The organism is Leptolyngbya subtilissima AS-A7 (genome assembly GCF_039962255.1).
Taxonomy (GTDB): Bacteria; Cyanobacteriota; Cyanobacteriia; order Phormidesmidales; family Phormidesmidaceae; genus Nodosilinea.
Genome location: NZ_JAMPKY010000004.1, coordinates 199704 through 215521, shown reverse-complemented (window position 1 = coordinate 215521; position 15818 = coordinate 199704). Strand labels below are relative to the sequence as shown.

Below are 15818 nucleotides of genomic sequence, written 5' to 3'. Positions count from 1 at the left end.
AACACTTAAGGAAAAATCGCCATGACTACCACTACTCTTGCCCATCCGCCTGTGGTGTCGGCCGACACCTGGCTGGCGGAACGAAAAGCGCTTTTAGCAGACGAAAAAGCCCTGACCAAACAGCGCGATCGCGTCAATGCCAAGCGCCGCCGCTTGCCCATGGTCAAGCTAGAGAAGACCTACACGTTCGAAGGGCCTGCGGGTGAGGCCAGCCTGCTCGATCTGTTTGAGGGTCGCCACCAGCTGCTGGTTTACCACTTTATGTTTGACCCCGAGTGGGAGAACGGTTGCACGGGCTGTACCGGCCTTGTCAACGCCCTGGGCGATCTAAGTCTGCTGGGCGATCGCGACACCAGCTTCGCACTTATATCCCGCGCGCCCCTGGCCAAGCTTGAGCAATACAAGGCTCGCCAAGGCTGGACTCTACCTTGGGTTTCTTCCTTTGGCAGCGACTTTAACTACGATTTTCACGTCACGCTCGACGAAGCGGTGGCTCCGGTGCAGTACAACTACCGCGACCAGGCGGAGCTGGCTAGCAACTCAGAGCAGCACTTTATGAAGGGCGAAAGCCACGGCATGAGCGTGTTCTTTCACATCGACGACGAGGTTTTTCACACCTACTCGACCTACGCTCGCGGCTGCGAGGGCCTGACCGACGCCTATAGCCTGCTCGATCTCACCCCCTACGGTCGGCAGCAAGACTTTGAGGATTCTCCCGCAGGCTGGCCACAGCGACCGACCTACGGCTAGCGCCCAGCGGGTGGGAGCAAGGTCAACGCCAGGTCGGCCAAACCTACTGCCATCCCGCCGGCCCCTTTAACTCTGTACGTAAAACATTGGAGAAAAATTATGCACGTTCAACCACAGACAGAACACCAGTGGCTAGACCAACTAGTTGGCGAATGGGTGAGTGAGTGCGAGTGCATCATGGGGCCAGATCAGCCCCCATCAACGACTCATGGCAAAGAGGTAGTTCGCTCCCTAGATGGCATTTGGGTTGTAGCCGAGGGCGAAAGTGAAATGCCCGATGGCGGCACCGGTACTACCCTGATGACCCTGGGGTATGATCCCGAAACCCAGCGTTATACGGGCACCTATGTCGGCTCGATGATGACCCATCTGTGGGTATATAACGGCTCTTTAGATGAGGCAAAAAAGGTCTTAACGCTAGAAACTGAAGGGCCTGATTTCAACGGAAATTCAATGACCCAGTATAAGGACATTATTGAGTTTTTGGCTGATGACCACCGCACCATGACGTCGCAAATTTTGACCGATGATGGTCAGTGGCAACAGTTTATGATCACCCACTTTCGGCGACAGTAGCCGATTGAAAACCGTTAATCTTGGGAGCTAAACCATGAAATACATGCTGCTGATCTACAGCGATGAGAACGTCTGGGGCGAGGGCGAGCAGGAGCGCTGCTACCAAGATTCGGTCAAACTCACCCAGGATCTGCACGCCAAGGGTCAATATCTGGGCGCGTCGCCGCTGCACCCGGTAGCTACAGCCACCAGTGTGCGGATGCGCGACGGCAAGCGCCTGGTGACCGATGGCCCCTTCGCCGAAACCCGAGAACAGCTCGGCGGTTATTTTCTGATCGAGGCGGAAGATTTGGACGAGGCGATCGCGATCGCCGGCCGCATTCCTTCTGTGCACAAAGGCACCGTCGAAATTCGCCCCTTAATAGAGTTAACTGGCCTGCCATCTGGCCAATAGAGGCTAATCTTTTCAGGTTTTTTTTCAAAAGGGTCAGCTCTACCTGTCGATCTCGCCCCCCTCCATTCGACTACTTAACAAAGCAGGGAGATTTTAGTTGCAAACAACTCCTTGACCCCCGCTCGATATCGGAGATATTTCTATGACTAGCACGATCACGGTTACCCGCGACGAAGCCCAAATCCGACAGCTAATTACCGAGCAGGCCAACGGTATCTGTGCCAAAAATCTTGACCAAATCATGGCTCACTATGGCTCAGATGCCGTTCTGTTTGATGTTAAGCCGCCGCTCCAGCTCAAGGGTGCCGCTGCCATTCACCAAATGTGGGAAAGCAGTTTACCCTACATGCCCGACTCTTCAGGTACCGAGATGCAGGATCTTAGCATCACCATCAGCGGCGACCTAGCTCTGGCCCACTGGATGCTGCACTATACCGGCGTTGCTGCCGATCATCCGGCGGCGCAGATGTGGTTACGCATCACCGCTGGCTATCAAAAGCGACAGGGTGAATGGCAGATTTTGCATGAGCACTGCTCGATACCTTTTAATCCAGGCTGTTGAGCCAATACCCAAAGAACTGTTTAGGGCGTCGCCCCAGATGATGCGCCCTAAACAGCCGATTTCCAGCCCTCACAAATCGCATAAGGAACCCCACCATGGGACGCAAAATTTTTGTCAATCTGCCTACTCAAAACCTCGACCAGGCGATCGCATTCTTTACCCAACTCGGCTTTACATTCAATCCGCAATTTACCGATGAAACCGCTACCTGCATGATTGTCAGCAATGACATTTACGTCATGCTTTTGACCAACGATAAGTTCAAAACCTTTACGCCCAAACCCATTTGCGACGCCACCAAGAATACCGAGGTGCTAATCTGCCTATCCTGCGATAGCCGCGAAGAGGTCGATAGCTTAGTCAGCAAAGCCGTCAGTAGCGGGGGCTCAACCTACAACGACCCTCAAGACCATGGGTTTATGTACGCCCACGGCTTTCAAGATTTAGACGGTCATATTTGGGAGCTGGTGTACATGGAACCCGGCGCTATCCCTCAGTAAGTATTGGTTGGGTGGGTCATCAATTCGCGTGATCCACTACACCTGCCTCAGCGGTTCGTTTCGCTCATCGTTTTTTGCGCTAGCTAGGTTTTCACCCCTTGACCTTAAAACCCAGCTTCGCTTGTTCACGAATTTTTTAGTCCTAGGAGGGCGCTATGAAACTGTATTCCTACCTCAACTTTAATGGCAATTGCGAGGCCGCGTTTAATTACTATGCACAGGTCTTAGGCGGCAAAGTTGGTGACAAGATGACCTATGGAGAATCGCCAATGGCCGACCAAACACCTGAAGATTGGCGCGACAAAATTATGCACGCTCAGCTGATCCTAGGCGATCAGGAGCTTATGGGAGCTGACAGCATGCCAGACTACTTTGAAGAGCCTAAAGGTACCTCTGTTTTAATTGCCATTGAAGATCCAGATAAGGCTGAGCATGTCTTTGCAGCCCTGGCTGAGAATGGCACTATTAAGATGCCTATTCAAGAAACCTTTTGGGCGGCCCGGTTTGGTATGGTCGTCGATCAGTTTGGCACACCATGGATGATTAACTGCGATCGCGCCGCCTAGCCCTTCAAAGAAAGCTATGTGAGGGTTGCTGTCAGCGGCAACCCTCACGCTACAGGACACATTTCATCATTAGGCTTTCGGTTCGTTTATTTGATGGTCGGTTAGCTTTAAGGCTACTTATCTAGCTGTGGACCAACCATGAGGGTTGTTTTGCGGCGATCGCCTGAGTTTCTAAACAGGTCGGTTTTGAGTTCCTTCGCCAGGAGTAATAAACAACACAGAGCAGGGCTGGTGAACTTTAGCGGTGTGCCAAATGCCTTTGGGCACAATCACATAGGAGCCAGGGGTGTCTAGCGGTAGCTTGTTTTCAACACCGTTCTGTTTAAGGATGAGATCAATCTGACCTGAGATCAGGCACACAAACTCTTCACCAGCAGGATGCATTTCCCAGGTGCCCCAATCGCGGTCAAAGTTAAGTTGAGAGACAAGTCGCTTGTTCTTAAAGTCTCCAAAGGTGAAATTTAGTTCTTCATAAAAGGTGTCGCTTACTGACACTGGCATGGCATTACCGCTACCATCCATCACAACGTAGGTGGAGTTTATGTTTAAGGGCTTGATTTCGCTGGGCATCGACTAAGTCTCAAATGATTGTGGCTGTGACTGAAATCTATTTAAACTGCTTTATATGTTTCTACAGTCACTTTATACGCTATTGGACGAGCTTTTCAGAATTTGGGAATTAATAAATAAAAATAGTGAACTTCTAATGATTTAGGCACAAAAAAATCGGCGGTGTGCCGCCGATTAAATAAGCTTCTATCTGTTGCTTATTGGGTTATTTCCTTGAGGCCTAGATCGTAGGAAACCTCATGTACCCCAGGAATAGACTTGACATCTTCAATGATGGCTCGGGCTGTGTCGCGACTTTTCACCTTGCCCGATAGCTGTACAGCACCGTTGGAGACGCCAACCTTGAGGTTATCAGGAACTTTGTTCATAATTCTGTCGGTGATTTCCTGATCGCCCAGGGGAGTACCTTTGACATTGGCATACTCGATGCCCTCATATTGACTGTCGTTGGGGGTAGACTGAAGCGTCTCGTTGAGGTCTAATTGCTCATCGGTCAGGGCAGCACCGTTAACCGCACCAGCGAGAGCAGGCTGGGTGAAGCCAACCAGCATAATAGCCAAACAAGCCATAGCGATTAGGCCAGACTGCCCAGCTTTGGGAAGACGCACTAGCATTAGGGCTAACCCTAAACCGATCACCACCATTCCAATTGCTAACGATATCAACATAGATTTACTCCAATCAAAATTTATGGATGAGGGCGCAAAGCGATAGTCAGAGACCGGCCCTTGGGGGGCTATACGCATCTCGCTGGCGCATCTCACCGCTTAACTCAGCAGTTTACAGAACCTCGCCCAATTCCATATCTTCCGACGGCAGTAAGGTGGCTCCGTCAAAAGGAATAGTTTTTCGGGTTCGTCTTATTTTTTTGCCATGGTTGAAAATTTTTGGCGTCTTGTCTGACTTCTCGAGCGAGAAATTTTAGGAAAACTATTCAATTTGTGGTTTTTCGTCGCCAACAAGATCTCTAAGCCTCTGAAAACCATCAGTACATATTTTTAGCTTATCTATCCAATAGTAGACACACATGTTGGCATAGGTTTTTACCGTGGAAATAAGCGAAGCAAATTAGACCATTTGCAGTTGTCCTGGCTTTTTTGAGGCTGCTAACCATTAACCGCTTCACTTAGGCCCGGCAAAACTTCAATTACCCAAGGCTTATAGTTTTTCAGGAGATGACACTATGTGGAGCATTCTTTTATCTGGCTTGGCAACGGCCCTTAGCCTGCTGGTTGTGGATCTAGTTGTGCCTGGGGTTACCATCAACACCCTAACTGCAGCGGCGATCGCGGCTGCTTCGGTCGGCGTGGTCAACGCTTTTCTCAAGCCGACCCTGCAAACCCTGACCATGCCCATTAACGCCGTTAGCTTTGGGGCATTTTCCCTAGTCCTAAACGGTCTTTGCCTGTGGCTGGCCTCCCTAGTGGTGCCTGGCTTCTACATCAGCGGCATCATTGGCTTTTTGGTAGGCCCGCTGGTGCTATCGGCGGTGAACACCTTCATCAACAATTACTTCGACAAGAAAGCTCCCGCTTTCCTGCGCGATGGCACGGGTTCTGAGCTCAGCACCGAGCGCTCGTCTCAGCTCTAGTAGCCAGTTCTCAATCTAGCTCGCCCCATGGCCCTGAGCCGTCGGGCGAGCTAGTTATCAGGTCCACAGAAACAGCATTTTTGCCCAGAGGTTATCGAAGTGGAAGATTCCGTTAGTACGCAACCGTCAAAAGATACGGAGGCAGGTAGGTTAGAGCGGTGGGCGTCAATCATTAGCGGTGGCGCTCTGGTGCTCGGCGGCTTGCAGCAGCGATCGCTGCGAGGGATTTTGATGGCGGCTGCCGGTAGCAGCTTAGCCTATCAGGGTGTTCAAAAGAAAAGCACGCTCAAGCAGGTTGGCGAAGCCGTTGGCATTGAAAAGTCCATCTTGGTTGAGAAAACCGTCACGATCAATCGTTCGGCAGCAGAGCTCTACAGCTTCTGGCGGAAGTTTGACAACTTGCCCAAATTTATGCGCCATGTCAAGTCGGTGCAGGTTCAAGACGACCAGCATTCCCACTGGGTGGCCAACGCCCCCCTCGATCAGAGCATCGAATGGGATGCGGTGATTGTGGACGACCAGCCCGATCGCTTGATTGCCTGGACATCGACCGACGATGCCGAAGTGAACCACTCCGGATTTGTGCGGTTTCAGCGTGCTACCGGCGATCGCGGCACCGAGGTCAAAGTAGTCATGGAGTATGAGCTACCGGGCGGTGCTGTGGCCGCTGCGATCGCTAAGCTCTTTGGCGAAGAACCCGAACAGCAGATTGGCGATGATCTCAGCCGCTTTAAGCAGCTGATGGAAACCGGAGAAATTGCCACCACTGACGGTCAACCCAAGGGAGCCTAACCCTGACCTGCCCATGTTTTTAGACGTATTGCCATGAATTCTTTGTTTCATTCTCTCTTCTCATTCGCTAAAACCGCCGTTGTGAAGGCTCGGCTTGGTCGGCGGGTGGCATGGGCTGCCCTGGCGATCGCCCTTTGGTTCGGCTCGGTCGGCTACATGCCCAGCGCTCAGGCGGCCAATGCGCCTAAAACTGGCGCTAGTGACACTAGTGCCGTTCGTCCTAGCCATAACCCGATTAGTAACGAAAATTTCCAGGGCGGTGTCGACCTAACGGCCATCGATCGCCAGGGCAAGAACATACAGCCCCCCGCCGAGTCAAAACCTGGCATTGGCGATCGGCTCAAAAATCTGATACCGGGGCTGTCGTCAGAGAAGTTGCCCAACGATGCGCCCCGCAGCACCATTCAGCCCGAGAGAAACCCCACCCTAGACCGCTACCCCAACTAGGAGTGAAATCCTGTTGAGCTACCAAGCCCCCTTAAGCATTGTCCATTTCCCAACCCCTGGGTAATGCGTCATTGTCACGGGCGTTGACCGAGATCCGCTGAACGTAACTACCTCAGGAGAAGTTTGATGAAAGCAGTTTGCTGGCATGGCACCCACGATGTTCGGGTAGACACTGTGCCTGACCCGACAATTTTGAATCCGCGCGACGCCATTATCAAAATCACCTCTACGGCGATTTGTGGGTCTGACCTACACCTCTACGATGGCTTTATTCCCACCATGCAATCAGGGGATATTTTAGGTCACGAGTTCATGGGGGAAGTGGTCGAAACCGGGCCAGGGGTGAGTAACCTTAAGCAGGGCGATCGCGTGGTGGTGCCGTTTACCATCTCCTGCGGCAGCTGTTTTTTCTGCAACCAAGACCTGTGGTCGCTGTGCGACAACTCTAACCCCAACGCCTGGATGGCCGAGAAATTCTACGGCCACTCGCCATCAGGCTTGTTTGGCTACTCTCACCTGATGGGGGGCTATGCCGGGGGCCAGGCCGAATATGTGCGGGTGCCCTTCGCCGACGTCGGCCCGCTCAAGGTGCCCGATGGCCTCACCGATGAGCAAGTACTCTTTCTCACCGACATTTTTCCCACCGGCTACATGGCAGCCGAAAACTGCGACATTCAGCCCGGCGACACGGTGGCTGTGTGGGGCTGTGGCCCAGTGGGTCAGTTTGCCATCCGCAGCGCCTTTATGCTCGGCGCTGAACGAGTGATTGCCATCGATCGCGTGCCTGAGCGCTTAGCTCTAGCCCAGGCTGGCGGAGCAGAAGTTCTCAACTACGAAGAGCTTGACCCTGGGGAAGCTCTGAAGGAAATGACTGGCGGTCGGGGACCCGATAGCTGCATCGACTCCGTCGGTATGGAGGCCCACGGCACTGGCCCCATGGCGCTCTACGACACCGTCAAACAGGCGGTGCGTCTGGAAAGCGATCGGCCTCAGGTGCTGCGGCAGGCGATCGCCGCCTGTCGTAAGGGGGGCAAAATTTCCGTCCCCGGCGTCTATGGTGGGTTTATCGACAAAGTGCCAATGGGTGCCTTTGTCAACAAAGCGCTGACGATGCGATCGGGCCAAACCCACGTCCACAAATACCTCAAGCCGCTGCTAGAGCGGGTGCAAAAGGGTGAGATCGATCCCTCCTTCGTCATTACCCACCGGTTGCCCCTCGAAGAGGCTCCCCGCGCTTACAAAATCTTTCGCGACAAAGAAGACAACTGTATCAAGGTCGTCCTCAAGCCTTTTGCTACCACTGCATAGGTAGACGAGGAAACTTACGTAAGCCAGCACCTGGTCAATTAGACAGGGTCCAGTTGGCCTGGTCACGGCTCTACACTGTCAATCACCCGAGGAACAAAGCCCATGGCGAACGGTAACGAAAGCGAAGAAAACGAGTTGATGGCGAACGTTGACGATAAAGAAAGCGAGCAAAACAGACTGCTAGAGGAAGTTGCCGACAATCCAGGCGCTAGAACCGCTGCTATTCATCAGAATCCAGAACTGATGCAGCAAGAAGCCCGCAACGCTGCTGCTGGCGAAGGACCAAATGGTTCTGGTGGGTCTGGTGCCTCGTCCTCAGCCGAAGACTATGTGCCCAGCAGCTCTGATCCAGAAGCAACCGATTTGCCGACAGCCAACTCTCCCCGTCGGGGCTAATCTATCGACTCAGCCATAAACTCTCCTTTGAGAGAGGGAGCAAGCCCAAAATAGAGTCACAGTAAATACAGAACTTGGAGGCAATTGCCATGACTACCGGAACCCAATCTCAGCAAGTTGTGAGCAACCTAGAATACGACTGGCTGACCGTTATGCAAAGCAAAGCCGAGGCTCTACACGCTTACGACAAATACATTCAAGATGCTCGCGAAGCCAACTCTGAGGAATGCGTTGAGCTGTTTAATCGGCTTAAGCAAACCGAGGCAGAGCAAATTCAAGAAATTCGCCAGCACCTCACGAAAACGATGTCAGCTAGCTAGAGAGCTGCGCCATCTACTTCAAATCAGTTAACTGCCTTATCCCCCTTCTTCTATTTAGGTAAGAAGGGGGTTTATTACGTCAATACTGTTGTGAAGGGACTCAGTTTTTGATCTTGAGCTGGGGCGATCGCATCTCTACTAGCAGCAAATGATTTTCAACTAACGCAATTGGTTGTTCTTGACAAGTAAAAATCTGGTCAGACAGGCAGAATCATTCACCGATCTCAGGGTAATTGAAGGGAGCACAGTAGCATAATACTTCCGCCAGGAGATATAATTCAAAACTTATCTTAACGATAAACAACAGCTCCCTAAAGTAGAGCTAAGGAAGCTGTTTTAGGCGAATCTATTCCTCGCGACAGGTCGCCTCTAGGTAACAGATTATTTACGATTGGGACATCATTGTGAGCGATCGTCCTATGCAAACGTTTGATGTCATTCTTATTGGTGCAGGCCACAACGGACTGGTCTGTGCCGGCTATCTATTGAAAGCGGGCTACAGTGTTCTGTTGCTAGAGCGACGGTCAATCCCCGGTGGAGCTGCCACTACTGAAGAGGCCATGCCAGAGGAAGCCCCCGGCTTTCATTTCAACCTTTGCGCCATCGACCACGAGTTCATTCACTTAGGACCGGTCGTCGAGGAGCTAGAGCTAGAGAAGTACGGGTTAGAGTATCTCTTTTGCGACCCAATTACCTATTGTCCCCAAGCCGACGGCAGGGCATTTTTGGCCCACCGCTCAGTTGATAAAACTTGCGCCGAAATCGCTCGCTACAGCGAAAGAGACGCGGTGAAATACAAAGAATACATGACCTTCTGGGACAAGCTCACCCAGGGAATTACTCCTATATTTAACGCCCCGCCAAAATCTATCGTCGACATTCTAGGCAACTACGGTCTGCACAACATTAAAGATCTATTGTCGGTTTTGGGTGGTGTAGACAAGACGCTGGATCTGGTACGCACCATGCTCACCAGTCCTGAAAACGTCCTCAACGAGTGGTTTGACACAGAAGTAGTCAAAGCACCGCTGGCGCGACTGTCGTCAGAGCTGGGGGGGCCACCTTCTGAAAAGACTTTAGCCATTGGTTCAATGATGATGGGGCTGCGCCACAATCCTGGGGTCGCTCGACCCCGCGGCGGTACAGGGGCTCTGGTTTCCGCCCTAGTGCGGATGGTTGAAGACCACGGGGGCACCATTCTCTGCGATCAATCGGTAGAGCGCCTTTTGATTAACGCCGAAGGGCGGGTTGAGGGGGTACGAGTAGCCGATGGACAGGAGTACCGAGCTACCAAGGGGGTGATTTCAAATATTGATGCCCAACGAGTCTTTCAAGACTTGGTGCCGGACTCCGATGCTCAATCCTTTGCCCCCGGCTTAAGCGAGCGGCTCGATCGCCGCATCGTCAACAATAACGAAGGCATTCTAAAAATTGACTGCGCCCTCTCAGAAATGCCCCGCTTTGAGGCCTACAATCACCAAGACGAGTATCTAATTGGCTCTGTCTTGATTGCCGACACGGTGGATCAGGTAGAAACAGCCCACACTATGCCCATGCAGGGGTTGATTCCTGACCACGACCCCTCACTGTACGTGGTGGTCCCCACGGTGATGGACCCGTCGATGGCGCCTCCGGGTCAGCACACCCTGTGGATTGAGTTTTTTGCCCCTTACCAAGTTAAAGACGCTGAGGGCACTGGGCTGTTTGGCACCGGCTGGACAGATGAGTTGAAGAATAAGGTCGCCGATCGCGTGATCGATAAGCTGGCCGACTACACCCCCAACCTCAAGCAGTCGATTATGGCTCGACGGGTTGAAAGCCCCGCTGAGCTGACCCAGCGAATTGGGGTGCGCAAGGGCAACCACTACCACATCGATATGACCCTCGACCAGATGGTGTTCTTCCGCCCGCTGCCTGAGTTGGCTAACTACCAAACCCCAATTGAAGGGCTATTTTTGACTGGGGCAGGCACCCACCCAGGCGGCTCGATTTCGGGCATGCCGGGGCGCAACTGTGCCCGGGTATTTCTCAGTGTGCAAGAACCCCTAGCTTACAATTTAAAAGAAGCCGGCAACTGGTTGAAAGATCGGTTTAAGTCTGTGACTGGTTTAGGCAGTTAGGGCACTCCCAATTACTCCAATTAAAGGAGTTTGGTGTTGATTAGTAAACAAGTTGAGGATAGGGCTACAGACACAAACGATTATTAGGCCAGGTAGATCAATTACAGTTCTTTAAACATTCTTTAGTAACCTGTTTTTGAACCATGACTTGGCACAACAAAATCGATTTTGATCACTGCGATGACGGCCCTGCCCACGGGGCCTCATCGCACAGCCCCATGACCCCAGGTCTTACCAACACCTACGACGATGAACTGCGAGAGAAAGCAGGTATGCACACGCCGCCACCGCCGCCTGAGTGCATGGGCCTAGAAGGGGAATACGACTCTTTTGGGCTGGTGCGACGGCTGGCTCAAACCCTTGACCAACAGCCAGATCTGGCGTCTATTGACACGCTAACTCTGACCCAGCACGGCAGCGCCCTCTGCTTAGCTGGCTCGGTAGACGGCGCGGCTTTAGATCGCATTGTGGATATTGCCAGTCACCTAGACGGCACCCGCGAGGTTGATGTTAGCCAGGTGGCGGTAAATCACTAGCCCGTAGTTGCACCGCAGTCAAAGCTGCTTTTAACCTCTGCTCAACAGGGGTGAGAGCAGCTTTTGCTGCAAATGTGGTCGCTAAGAAAAAGCAATTGGATTACTTTGTCCTGGCTAAATTTAGTATTACTCCTCTATTGCCTGGAAAAGCTCTAGAGCTGTGCCTAGGGGAATAGATTGCGCTACCAAAACTCACATGTAATCAGTCCTATCGGCAGATATCGCCTTGGGTCAGAAACCTTAGACTGTGAGCGAATTCTAAGATGGAGCCCCTCCACTATGCCTGCCACGCTTGACGATCAAAAGCGTTCTGCGATCGCAGAGAAGCTAGCCGACATCAAGGCTATTCAGAATTTGATTATTGATAACGAGCAGCAGTTTCTCAGCGAGTGCAGCGATAATCACCTGCGCCATCGTCTGGAAGACATGCTTGAGGATGACCAAAAGAATTTAGATATTGTTGAAACAGCCATTACTCAATACGGGATCCAATCTGAGCCTAAACCGACAGTGCGGGAGTTTGTCAGCCAGGCAAAAGAAACCCTTGCAAGCTCTCGGTTGAGCATGTACGAGAAAATTGCTCAGCACGAGCTGCTGAAGCATGGCCAGGTCATGTCGGGTCTGGTAGTTCACAAAGCGGCTCAGGTCGTTGGCCAAGATATCGAGGCAGCGATCGCTCCCCTCAACACCGTCAACTTCGAGAACCGTGCCCACCAGGAGCAACTCAAGGGCATGCTTGAGTACTTAGGAACCCTAGAGCTCACTGGTCAAGAACCCAAGCAGGGCCTGTGGGCTCGGGTGCAGGATGCTGTTGCCGCCGCCACTGGCGTTGTGGGCAGCGCTGTTACTCAAACCTCTGACAAAGAGTCTGCCGACGTTATGGACCTGATCTTTATGGATCACCAGAAGGCCAGGACCCTAATCAGCGAAATCAGAAACGCAGAGAACGACGACCAAGTTAAAGCGCTGTTTGGCCAACTGTACAAAGACCTCGTGGTGCACGCCAAGGCTGAAGAAGCCGTAGTCTACCCTGCGGTACAACCGTTCTATGGTGACGACACCCAAGAGCTGTTTGACGAAACGGCTGAAATAGAAGGCATTCTCAATGAGCTTAAAGCCATGCCCTCGGCAGGTGACCAGTTTATGGCTAAGCTCAAGGAGCTCAAGGCCATGATTGGCGACCACACCCGCCAAGAAGAAAGCACCATGTTTGCCACCATTCGCAAGAACATGTCGAGCGAAGAGCAGCAGCAACTGGGTATGCGCTTTAAGGAGACCAAGCAGTCGCTACAGAGCCAAATGTAGGGCCGCTTGATTCGCCGAAATTTGTGGACAGGCCAATCTTCCTTGATTTGAGAGGCTATTTCAAAGGGTGTCTATTGTAGCTTTCAATCTTTCGCTACACAGGCAAAGCTCTTGAACTAGCCTCTCAGCAGGGACTACCTTGTGGCTCACTGCTCAAAGGTCAAGGAAAATTTCATTGATGGCCTTTTCCCTTAAAAAATCGCAAACTGTTCAAATTTAGTTCTTCAAAGGAGCATTACTTATGCAAACCCTAAAACGCATTTTCAACCCTAACGCCTTACGACAGTGGATAGTTGTCTTTTTAGCCGGCCTAGTCGTGCTGACAACAACCGCTTGTGGCACCGCCCAAGCCGCTTTGCCGACCGGCAACAGCTCTGGCGGCAACAACCCAGCCACCGCCGACAGCGAGGGCATGTATCCCCACAAAGATACCGACATGGATACTAGTGGGGCCGATGCCAAAGCCGATCGCATGATTCGTCAGGCTGAGCAGCGGATTCAGGAAAACATTGATAGGCCCATTCCTCAGCGGTACGGCGACGCCGCCAAAGACGTCGGTCAGTCGGCTAAGGAAACCGCCCAAGACGTGGGTCAGTCAGCTAAGGAAGCCGTCAAAAATATTGGTAAGTCGACCCAGCGCGCCGCTGACAATGCCGCTGAAAACGCTCGAGGCGTGGTAAATGGAGCCCAGCCCAACAGCTAGTTTTAGCTTTAGCAAAGTAAGCCATTAAAACCAGTATCCAGACGGAGTTAACCTGCAACGGTCCGTCTGGATATCTGCTGAATGGGTAAACCTTAGCTCTAGCTATTTTTTGCGTCAGCACTCACACCGCCACTAGCCATACCCACTTTATTTTTCGAAACCAAGGTCTATGATCGTCAATCTTCAAACTGATGGCTGGGAAATTATTTACCACCGTGCTCACGCACTTTTAGCGGCTCAAATTGCCGGCTATTGGGACTTTAGCAAAAAAACCTACCGACTCTACGAAACTATTGCCGCGATCGCCCATCACGACCACCTCGAAAAAGAGTGGGAGGGCAATGAGCTAACCGAAGCAGGAGCACCGCTAGACTTCACCCTCGACAAAGAATCGCCCATCGACAAACTCAAACAGCACGCTGACGAAGCGCTGTACCAGGGCCGCTGGGTAGCGATGCTGATCTCTATGCACCTGTGTTTTTTAAATCAGGCCAAGGGAGAAGAAGACCCAGAAATGGCGAATTTTTTGAAGGAGCAGCGCCAGCGTCAGGCCCAGTGGCAGGCTGAACTTGGTGTTACTCAAGAAGATGCTGAAAAAGCTTATACCTTCATGCGGTGGTGCGATCGCATGTCGCTGATTTTGTCTCAGCGCCAGATACCTGCAGCCGGCCGTCAGCTTGAGATCACCAAGGGCCCTGATGGCAAGCAATACAACGTTCATGAGCTAGATTCTGGCGATTTGTGCGTTACGCCGTGGCCATTTTCCTGCGACAAGTTTACAGTTATGGTTGATGCCTCCTACCTATCACAGCTTCAGTTCAAATCTAATGAAGAATTAACTAAAGCTTTGATGGAGGCTCCTCGCAAAACCTTAGCCTGGACTTTAAGAAAATCCGATGATTGATAAAGGCAAGGTCTTGAAATAGCTTCGTAGCGTTCTGCGATCTTTCTTCAATAATGAAAAATCGCAGAACGTTTTCGGCAAAAATTGAATGCATAAAAATGCTTTTAGGTTAGATTGAGCTTTAGAGATTGAAAATATCTCAACCTCTAGAACCATAACTTAGAAAACAAGTAGTCTTTCCCTTAAAAAGGGAAAGACTTTGTGCTGAAAAAACGCCTTTGCGCTGCGTCGAGGAGAGACAAAACAAGATTCTGCCTAGAGACGGATAAGTTATTTTCACTTGATCGTTAAAGTTTATGTATAAGATAGAGATTCTTAAGGAGATCCATGTTTTCCGTTATAAACAATCGCGACTTGAGGACAGAAAACGAAGTACATGGCTCCTCAACAGTCAAAGATTTTAACTTTGTCGCCGCTGAAGAACAGCTAATCAAGCTGCTAAACCTGGAAAATCTTGATCAGCAGGTCACCCAAGTTCCCAACTGTACCCAAGAGCTAGAAGCTGCTATTTCGGCGGCGCTTCCCCTAGCCTATGGGGATCCTTCTGAACCTGGTGATGACTCTGCTCATCTGTTTTTACAGCGCGTTTTGTACCGAATTAATCGCCTCAATCTTTTTTGGTACGACGATTTATCTCACTACAAAAACGAGCGCTCTCTATATTTGCAATGGGTGCGCGATCGCATTGAGTCAGTATGGCAAGCCTGGGAACTGGGGCAGATAGATGTCAAATCTCTTCAACAGCAGAACGTAGAGCAGACCCTGCGGGATTCGTATGAGGCAGACTTAAACCCACCCGTCACCGACAACAGACGCTTCTTGCGAGAAGACCTAGATCGAGAGGGTTATCGACGTCTGTTGGCGATCGCTTCCCTAGATGGGTTAGTGGAAGCTAGCCGCATGTCTCGCATCTTAGGCGGGGCGAGTAACGAAGTTCAGGCCATGCTGATCCGGGTCTTGATGGAAGAGTATGGCAACGGTCGCCTAGCCCGAAAGCACTCGACCTTTTTTGCCAAAATGATGGCCGAAATGGAACTAAACACTAAGGCGGAGGGGTATTTTGACCTCGCTCCTTGGCAGTTGCTAGCCAGCATTAACCACAACTTTTTGCTGACCGAATGCAAGCGCTATTTTCTGCGTTATAACGGCGGGCTTACTTACTTCGAGATTGTTGGCCCCTCAATTTACACTGATTACCTAATAGCGGCTCAGCGACTGAACCTCAGCGAAGAGTCATCGGGATATTGGGAATTGCATATTCGCGAAGATGAGCGTCATGGTCTGTGGATGCTGCAAGATGTAGCGCTCCCCCTAGCAGAGCAGTACGCCGACAATGCCTGGGAAATTTTGCTGGGTTATGCCCAGGAAAAATTCATTGGAGACCGGGCTGGCGATGCGATTATTCAGTGCATCAAACAGGCAACTGCTCCTTTGCCCAAGATTTCTCTAGCCTGACGCTTCAATCCACTCCTCACCTA

Annotated in this window: 20 protein-coding genes; 18 read left to right on the top strand and 2 right to left on the bottom strand. The window is 51.5% G+C overall.

All coding sequences use genetic code 11. The annotated features are described in order from the left end of the window. The first annotated feature begins 21 nt into the window (after positions 1 to 21). The 6 genes from NC979_RS10560 (at position 22) to NC979_RS10535 (ending at position 3348) form a co-directional block, all read left to right on the top strand. Positions 22 to 750, top strand: a complete 729-nt coding sequence (locus NC979_RS10560) for a DUF899 domain-containing protein (RefSeq protein ID WP_190520431.1) — start codon at positions 22 to 24, stop codon at positions 748 to 750. A 99-nt stretch (positions 751 to 849) separates the two neighbouring features. Beyond that, positions 850 to 1326, top strand: coding sequence for a DUF1579 domain-containing protein (locus NC979_RS10555; protein ID WP_190520429.1), 477 nt, complete (start codon positions 850 to 852; stop codon positions 1324 to 1326). A gap of 34 nt (positions 1327 to 1360) precedes the next feature. Continuing rightward, positions 1361 to 1720 (top strand): YciI family protein, encoded by a 360-nt coding sequence (locus tag NC979_RS10550; RefSeq protein ID WP_190520427.1) that lies wholly within the window; start codon positions 1361 to 1363, stop codon positions 1718 to 1720. 142 nt (positions 1721 to 1862) lie between these two features. Next, on the top strand, positions 1863 to 2282 hold the full coding sequence (locus tag NC979_RS10545; RefSeq protein WP_190520425.1) for a YybH family protein: 420 nt from the start codon (positions 1863 to 1865) through the stop codon (positions 2280 to 2282). Between the two features lie 95 nt (positions 2283 to 2377). After that, positions 2378 to 2782, top strand: coding sequence for a VOC family protein (locus tag NC979_RS10540; RefSeq protein WP_190520423.1), 405 nt, complete (start codon positions 2378 to 2380; stop codon positions 2780 to 2782). 155 nt (positions 2783 to 2937) lie between these two features. Continuing rightward, positions 2938 to 3348, top strand: a complete 411-nt coding sequence (locus tag NC979_RS10535) for a VOC family protein (protein WP_190520421.1) — start codon at positions 2938 to 2940, stop codon at positions 3346 to 3348. Between the two features lie 171 nt (positions 3349 to 3519). On the opposite strand, the gene NC979_RS10530 is transcribed toward NC979_RS10535, so the two are convergent. Then, positions 3520 to 3918 carry a cupin domain-containing protein gene (locus NC979_RS10530; RefSeq protein WP_190520419.1) on the bottom strand — a complete coding sequence of 133 codons (399 nt, stop codon included), beginning with the start codon at positions 3916 to 3918 and terminating at the stop codon, positions 3520 to 3522. Positions 3919 to 4115: 197 nt separating this feature from the next. After that, entirely contained in the window at positions 4116 to 4586 is a 471-nt protein-coding gene (locus NC979_RS10525; protein ID WP_190520417.1) for a BON domain-containing protein, read from the bottom strand. 515 nt (positions 4587 to 5101) lie between these two features. On the opposite strand from NC979_RS10525, the gene NC979_RS10520 reads away from it, so the two are divergent. From NC979_RS10520 to NC979_RS10465, 12 genes are all read left to right on the top strand, one after another. Further along, entirely contained in the window at positions 5102 to 5509 is a 408-nt protein-coding gene (locus NC979_RS10520; RefSeq protein WP_190520415.1) for a phage holin family protein, read from the top strand. Positions 5510 to 5608: 99 nt separating this feature from the next. After that, positions 5609 to 6301, top strand: a complete 693-nt coding sequence (locus NC979_RS10515; RefSeq protein WP_190520414.1) for an SRPBCC family protein — start codon at positions 5609 to 5611, stop codon at positions 6299 to 6301. 33 nt (positions 6302 to 6334) lie between these two features. Next, positions 6335 to 6748 (top strand): hypothetical protein, encoded by a 414-nt coding sequence (locus NC979_RS10510; RefSeq protein ID WP_190520412.1) that lies wholly within the window; start codon positions 6335 to 6337, stop codon positions 6746 to 6748. A gap of 126 nt (positions 6749 to 6874) precedes the next feature. Further along, the gene (locus tag NC979_RS10505) at positions 6875 to 8056 is read left to right on the top strand and encodes a zinc-dependent alcohol dehydrogenase (RefSeq protein WP_190520410.1); all 1182 of its coding nucleotides are present in this window, start codon (positions 6875 to 6877) and stop codon (positions 8054 to 8056) included. Between the two features lie 102 nt (positions 8057 to 8158). Then, positions 8159 to 8452, top strand: coding sequence for a hypothetical protein (locus tag NC979_RS10500; protein ID WP_199308892.1), 294 nt, complete (start codon positions 8159 to 8161; stop codon positions 8450 to 8452). A gap of 89 nt (positions 8453 to 8541) precedes the next feature. After that, positions 8542 to 8772 carry a hypothetical protein gene (locus tag NC979_RS10495; RefSeq protein ID WP_190520408.1) on the top strand — a complete coding sequence of 77 codons (231 nt, stop codon included), beginning with the start codon at positions 8542 to 8544 and terminating at the stop codon, positions 8770 to 8772. A gap of 419 nt (positions 8773 to 9191) precedes the next feature. Then, on the top strand, positions 9192 to 10892 hold the full coding sequence (crtO, locus tag NC979_RS10490) for a beta-carotene ketolase CrtO (RefSeq protein WP_190520889.1): 1701 nt from the start codon (positions 9192 to 9194) through the stop codon (positions 10890 to 10892). Positions 10893 to 11035: 143 nt separating this feature from the next. Further along, positions 11036 to 11428 carry a BON domain-containing protein gene (locus tag NC979_RS10485; protein WP_190520407.1) on the top strand — a complete coding sequence of 131 codons (393 nt, stop codon included), beginning with the start codon at positions 11036 to 11038 and terminating at the stop codon, positions 11426 to 11428. Between the two features lie 279 nt (positions 11429 to 11707). Continuing rightward, the gene (locus tag NC979_RS10480) at positions 11708 to 12733 is read left to right on the top strand and encodes a hemerythrin domain-containing protein (protein ID WP_190520405.1); all 1026 of its coding nucleotides are present in this window, start codon (positions 11708 to 11710) and stop codon (positions 12731 to 12733) included. Positions 12734 to 12974: 241 nt separating this feature from the next. Further along, positions 12975 to 13436 carry a hypothetical protein gene (locus NC979_RS10475; RefSeq protein ID WP_190520403.1) on the top strand — a complete coding sequence of 154 codons (462 nt, stop codon included), beginning with the start codon at positions 12975 to 12977 and terminating at the stop codon, positions 13434 to 13436. 169 nt (positions 13437 to 13605) lie between these two features. Further along, positions 13606 to 14340 carry a DUF3891 family protein gene (locus NC979_RS10470; RefSeq protein ID WP_190520401.1) on the top strand — a complete coding sequence of 245 codons (735 nt, stop codon included), beginning with the start codon at positions 13606 to 13608 and terminating at the stop codon, positions 14338 to 14340. A 327-nt stretch (positions 14341 to 14667) separates the two neighbouring features. Next, complete coding sequence (locus tag NC979_RS10465) at positions 14668 to 15795, top strand: iron-containing redox enzyme family protein (RefSeq protein ID WP_190520399.1); 1128 nt, start codon at positions 14668 to 14670, stop codon at positions 15793 to 15795. Positions 15796 to 15818 lie beyond the last annotated feature (23 nt).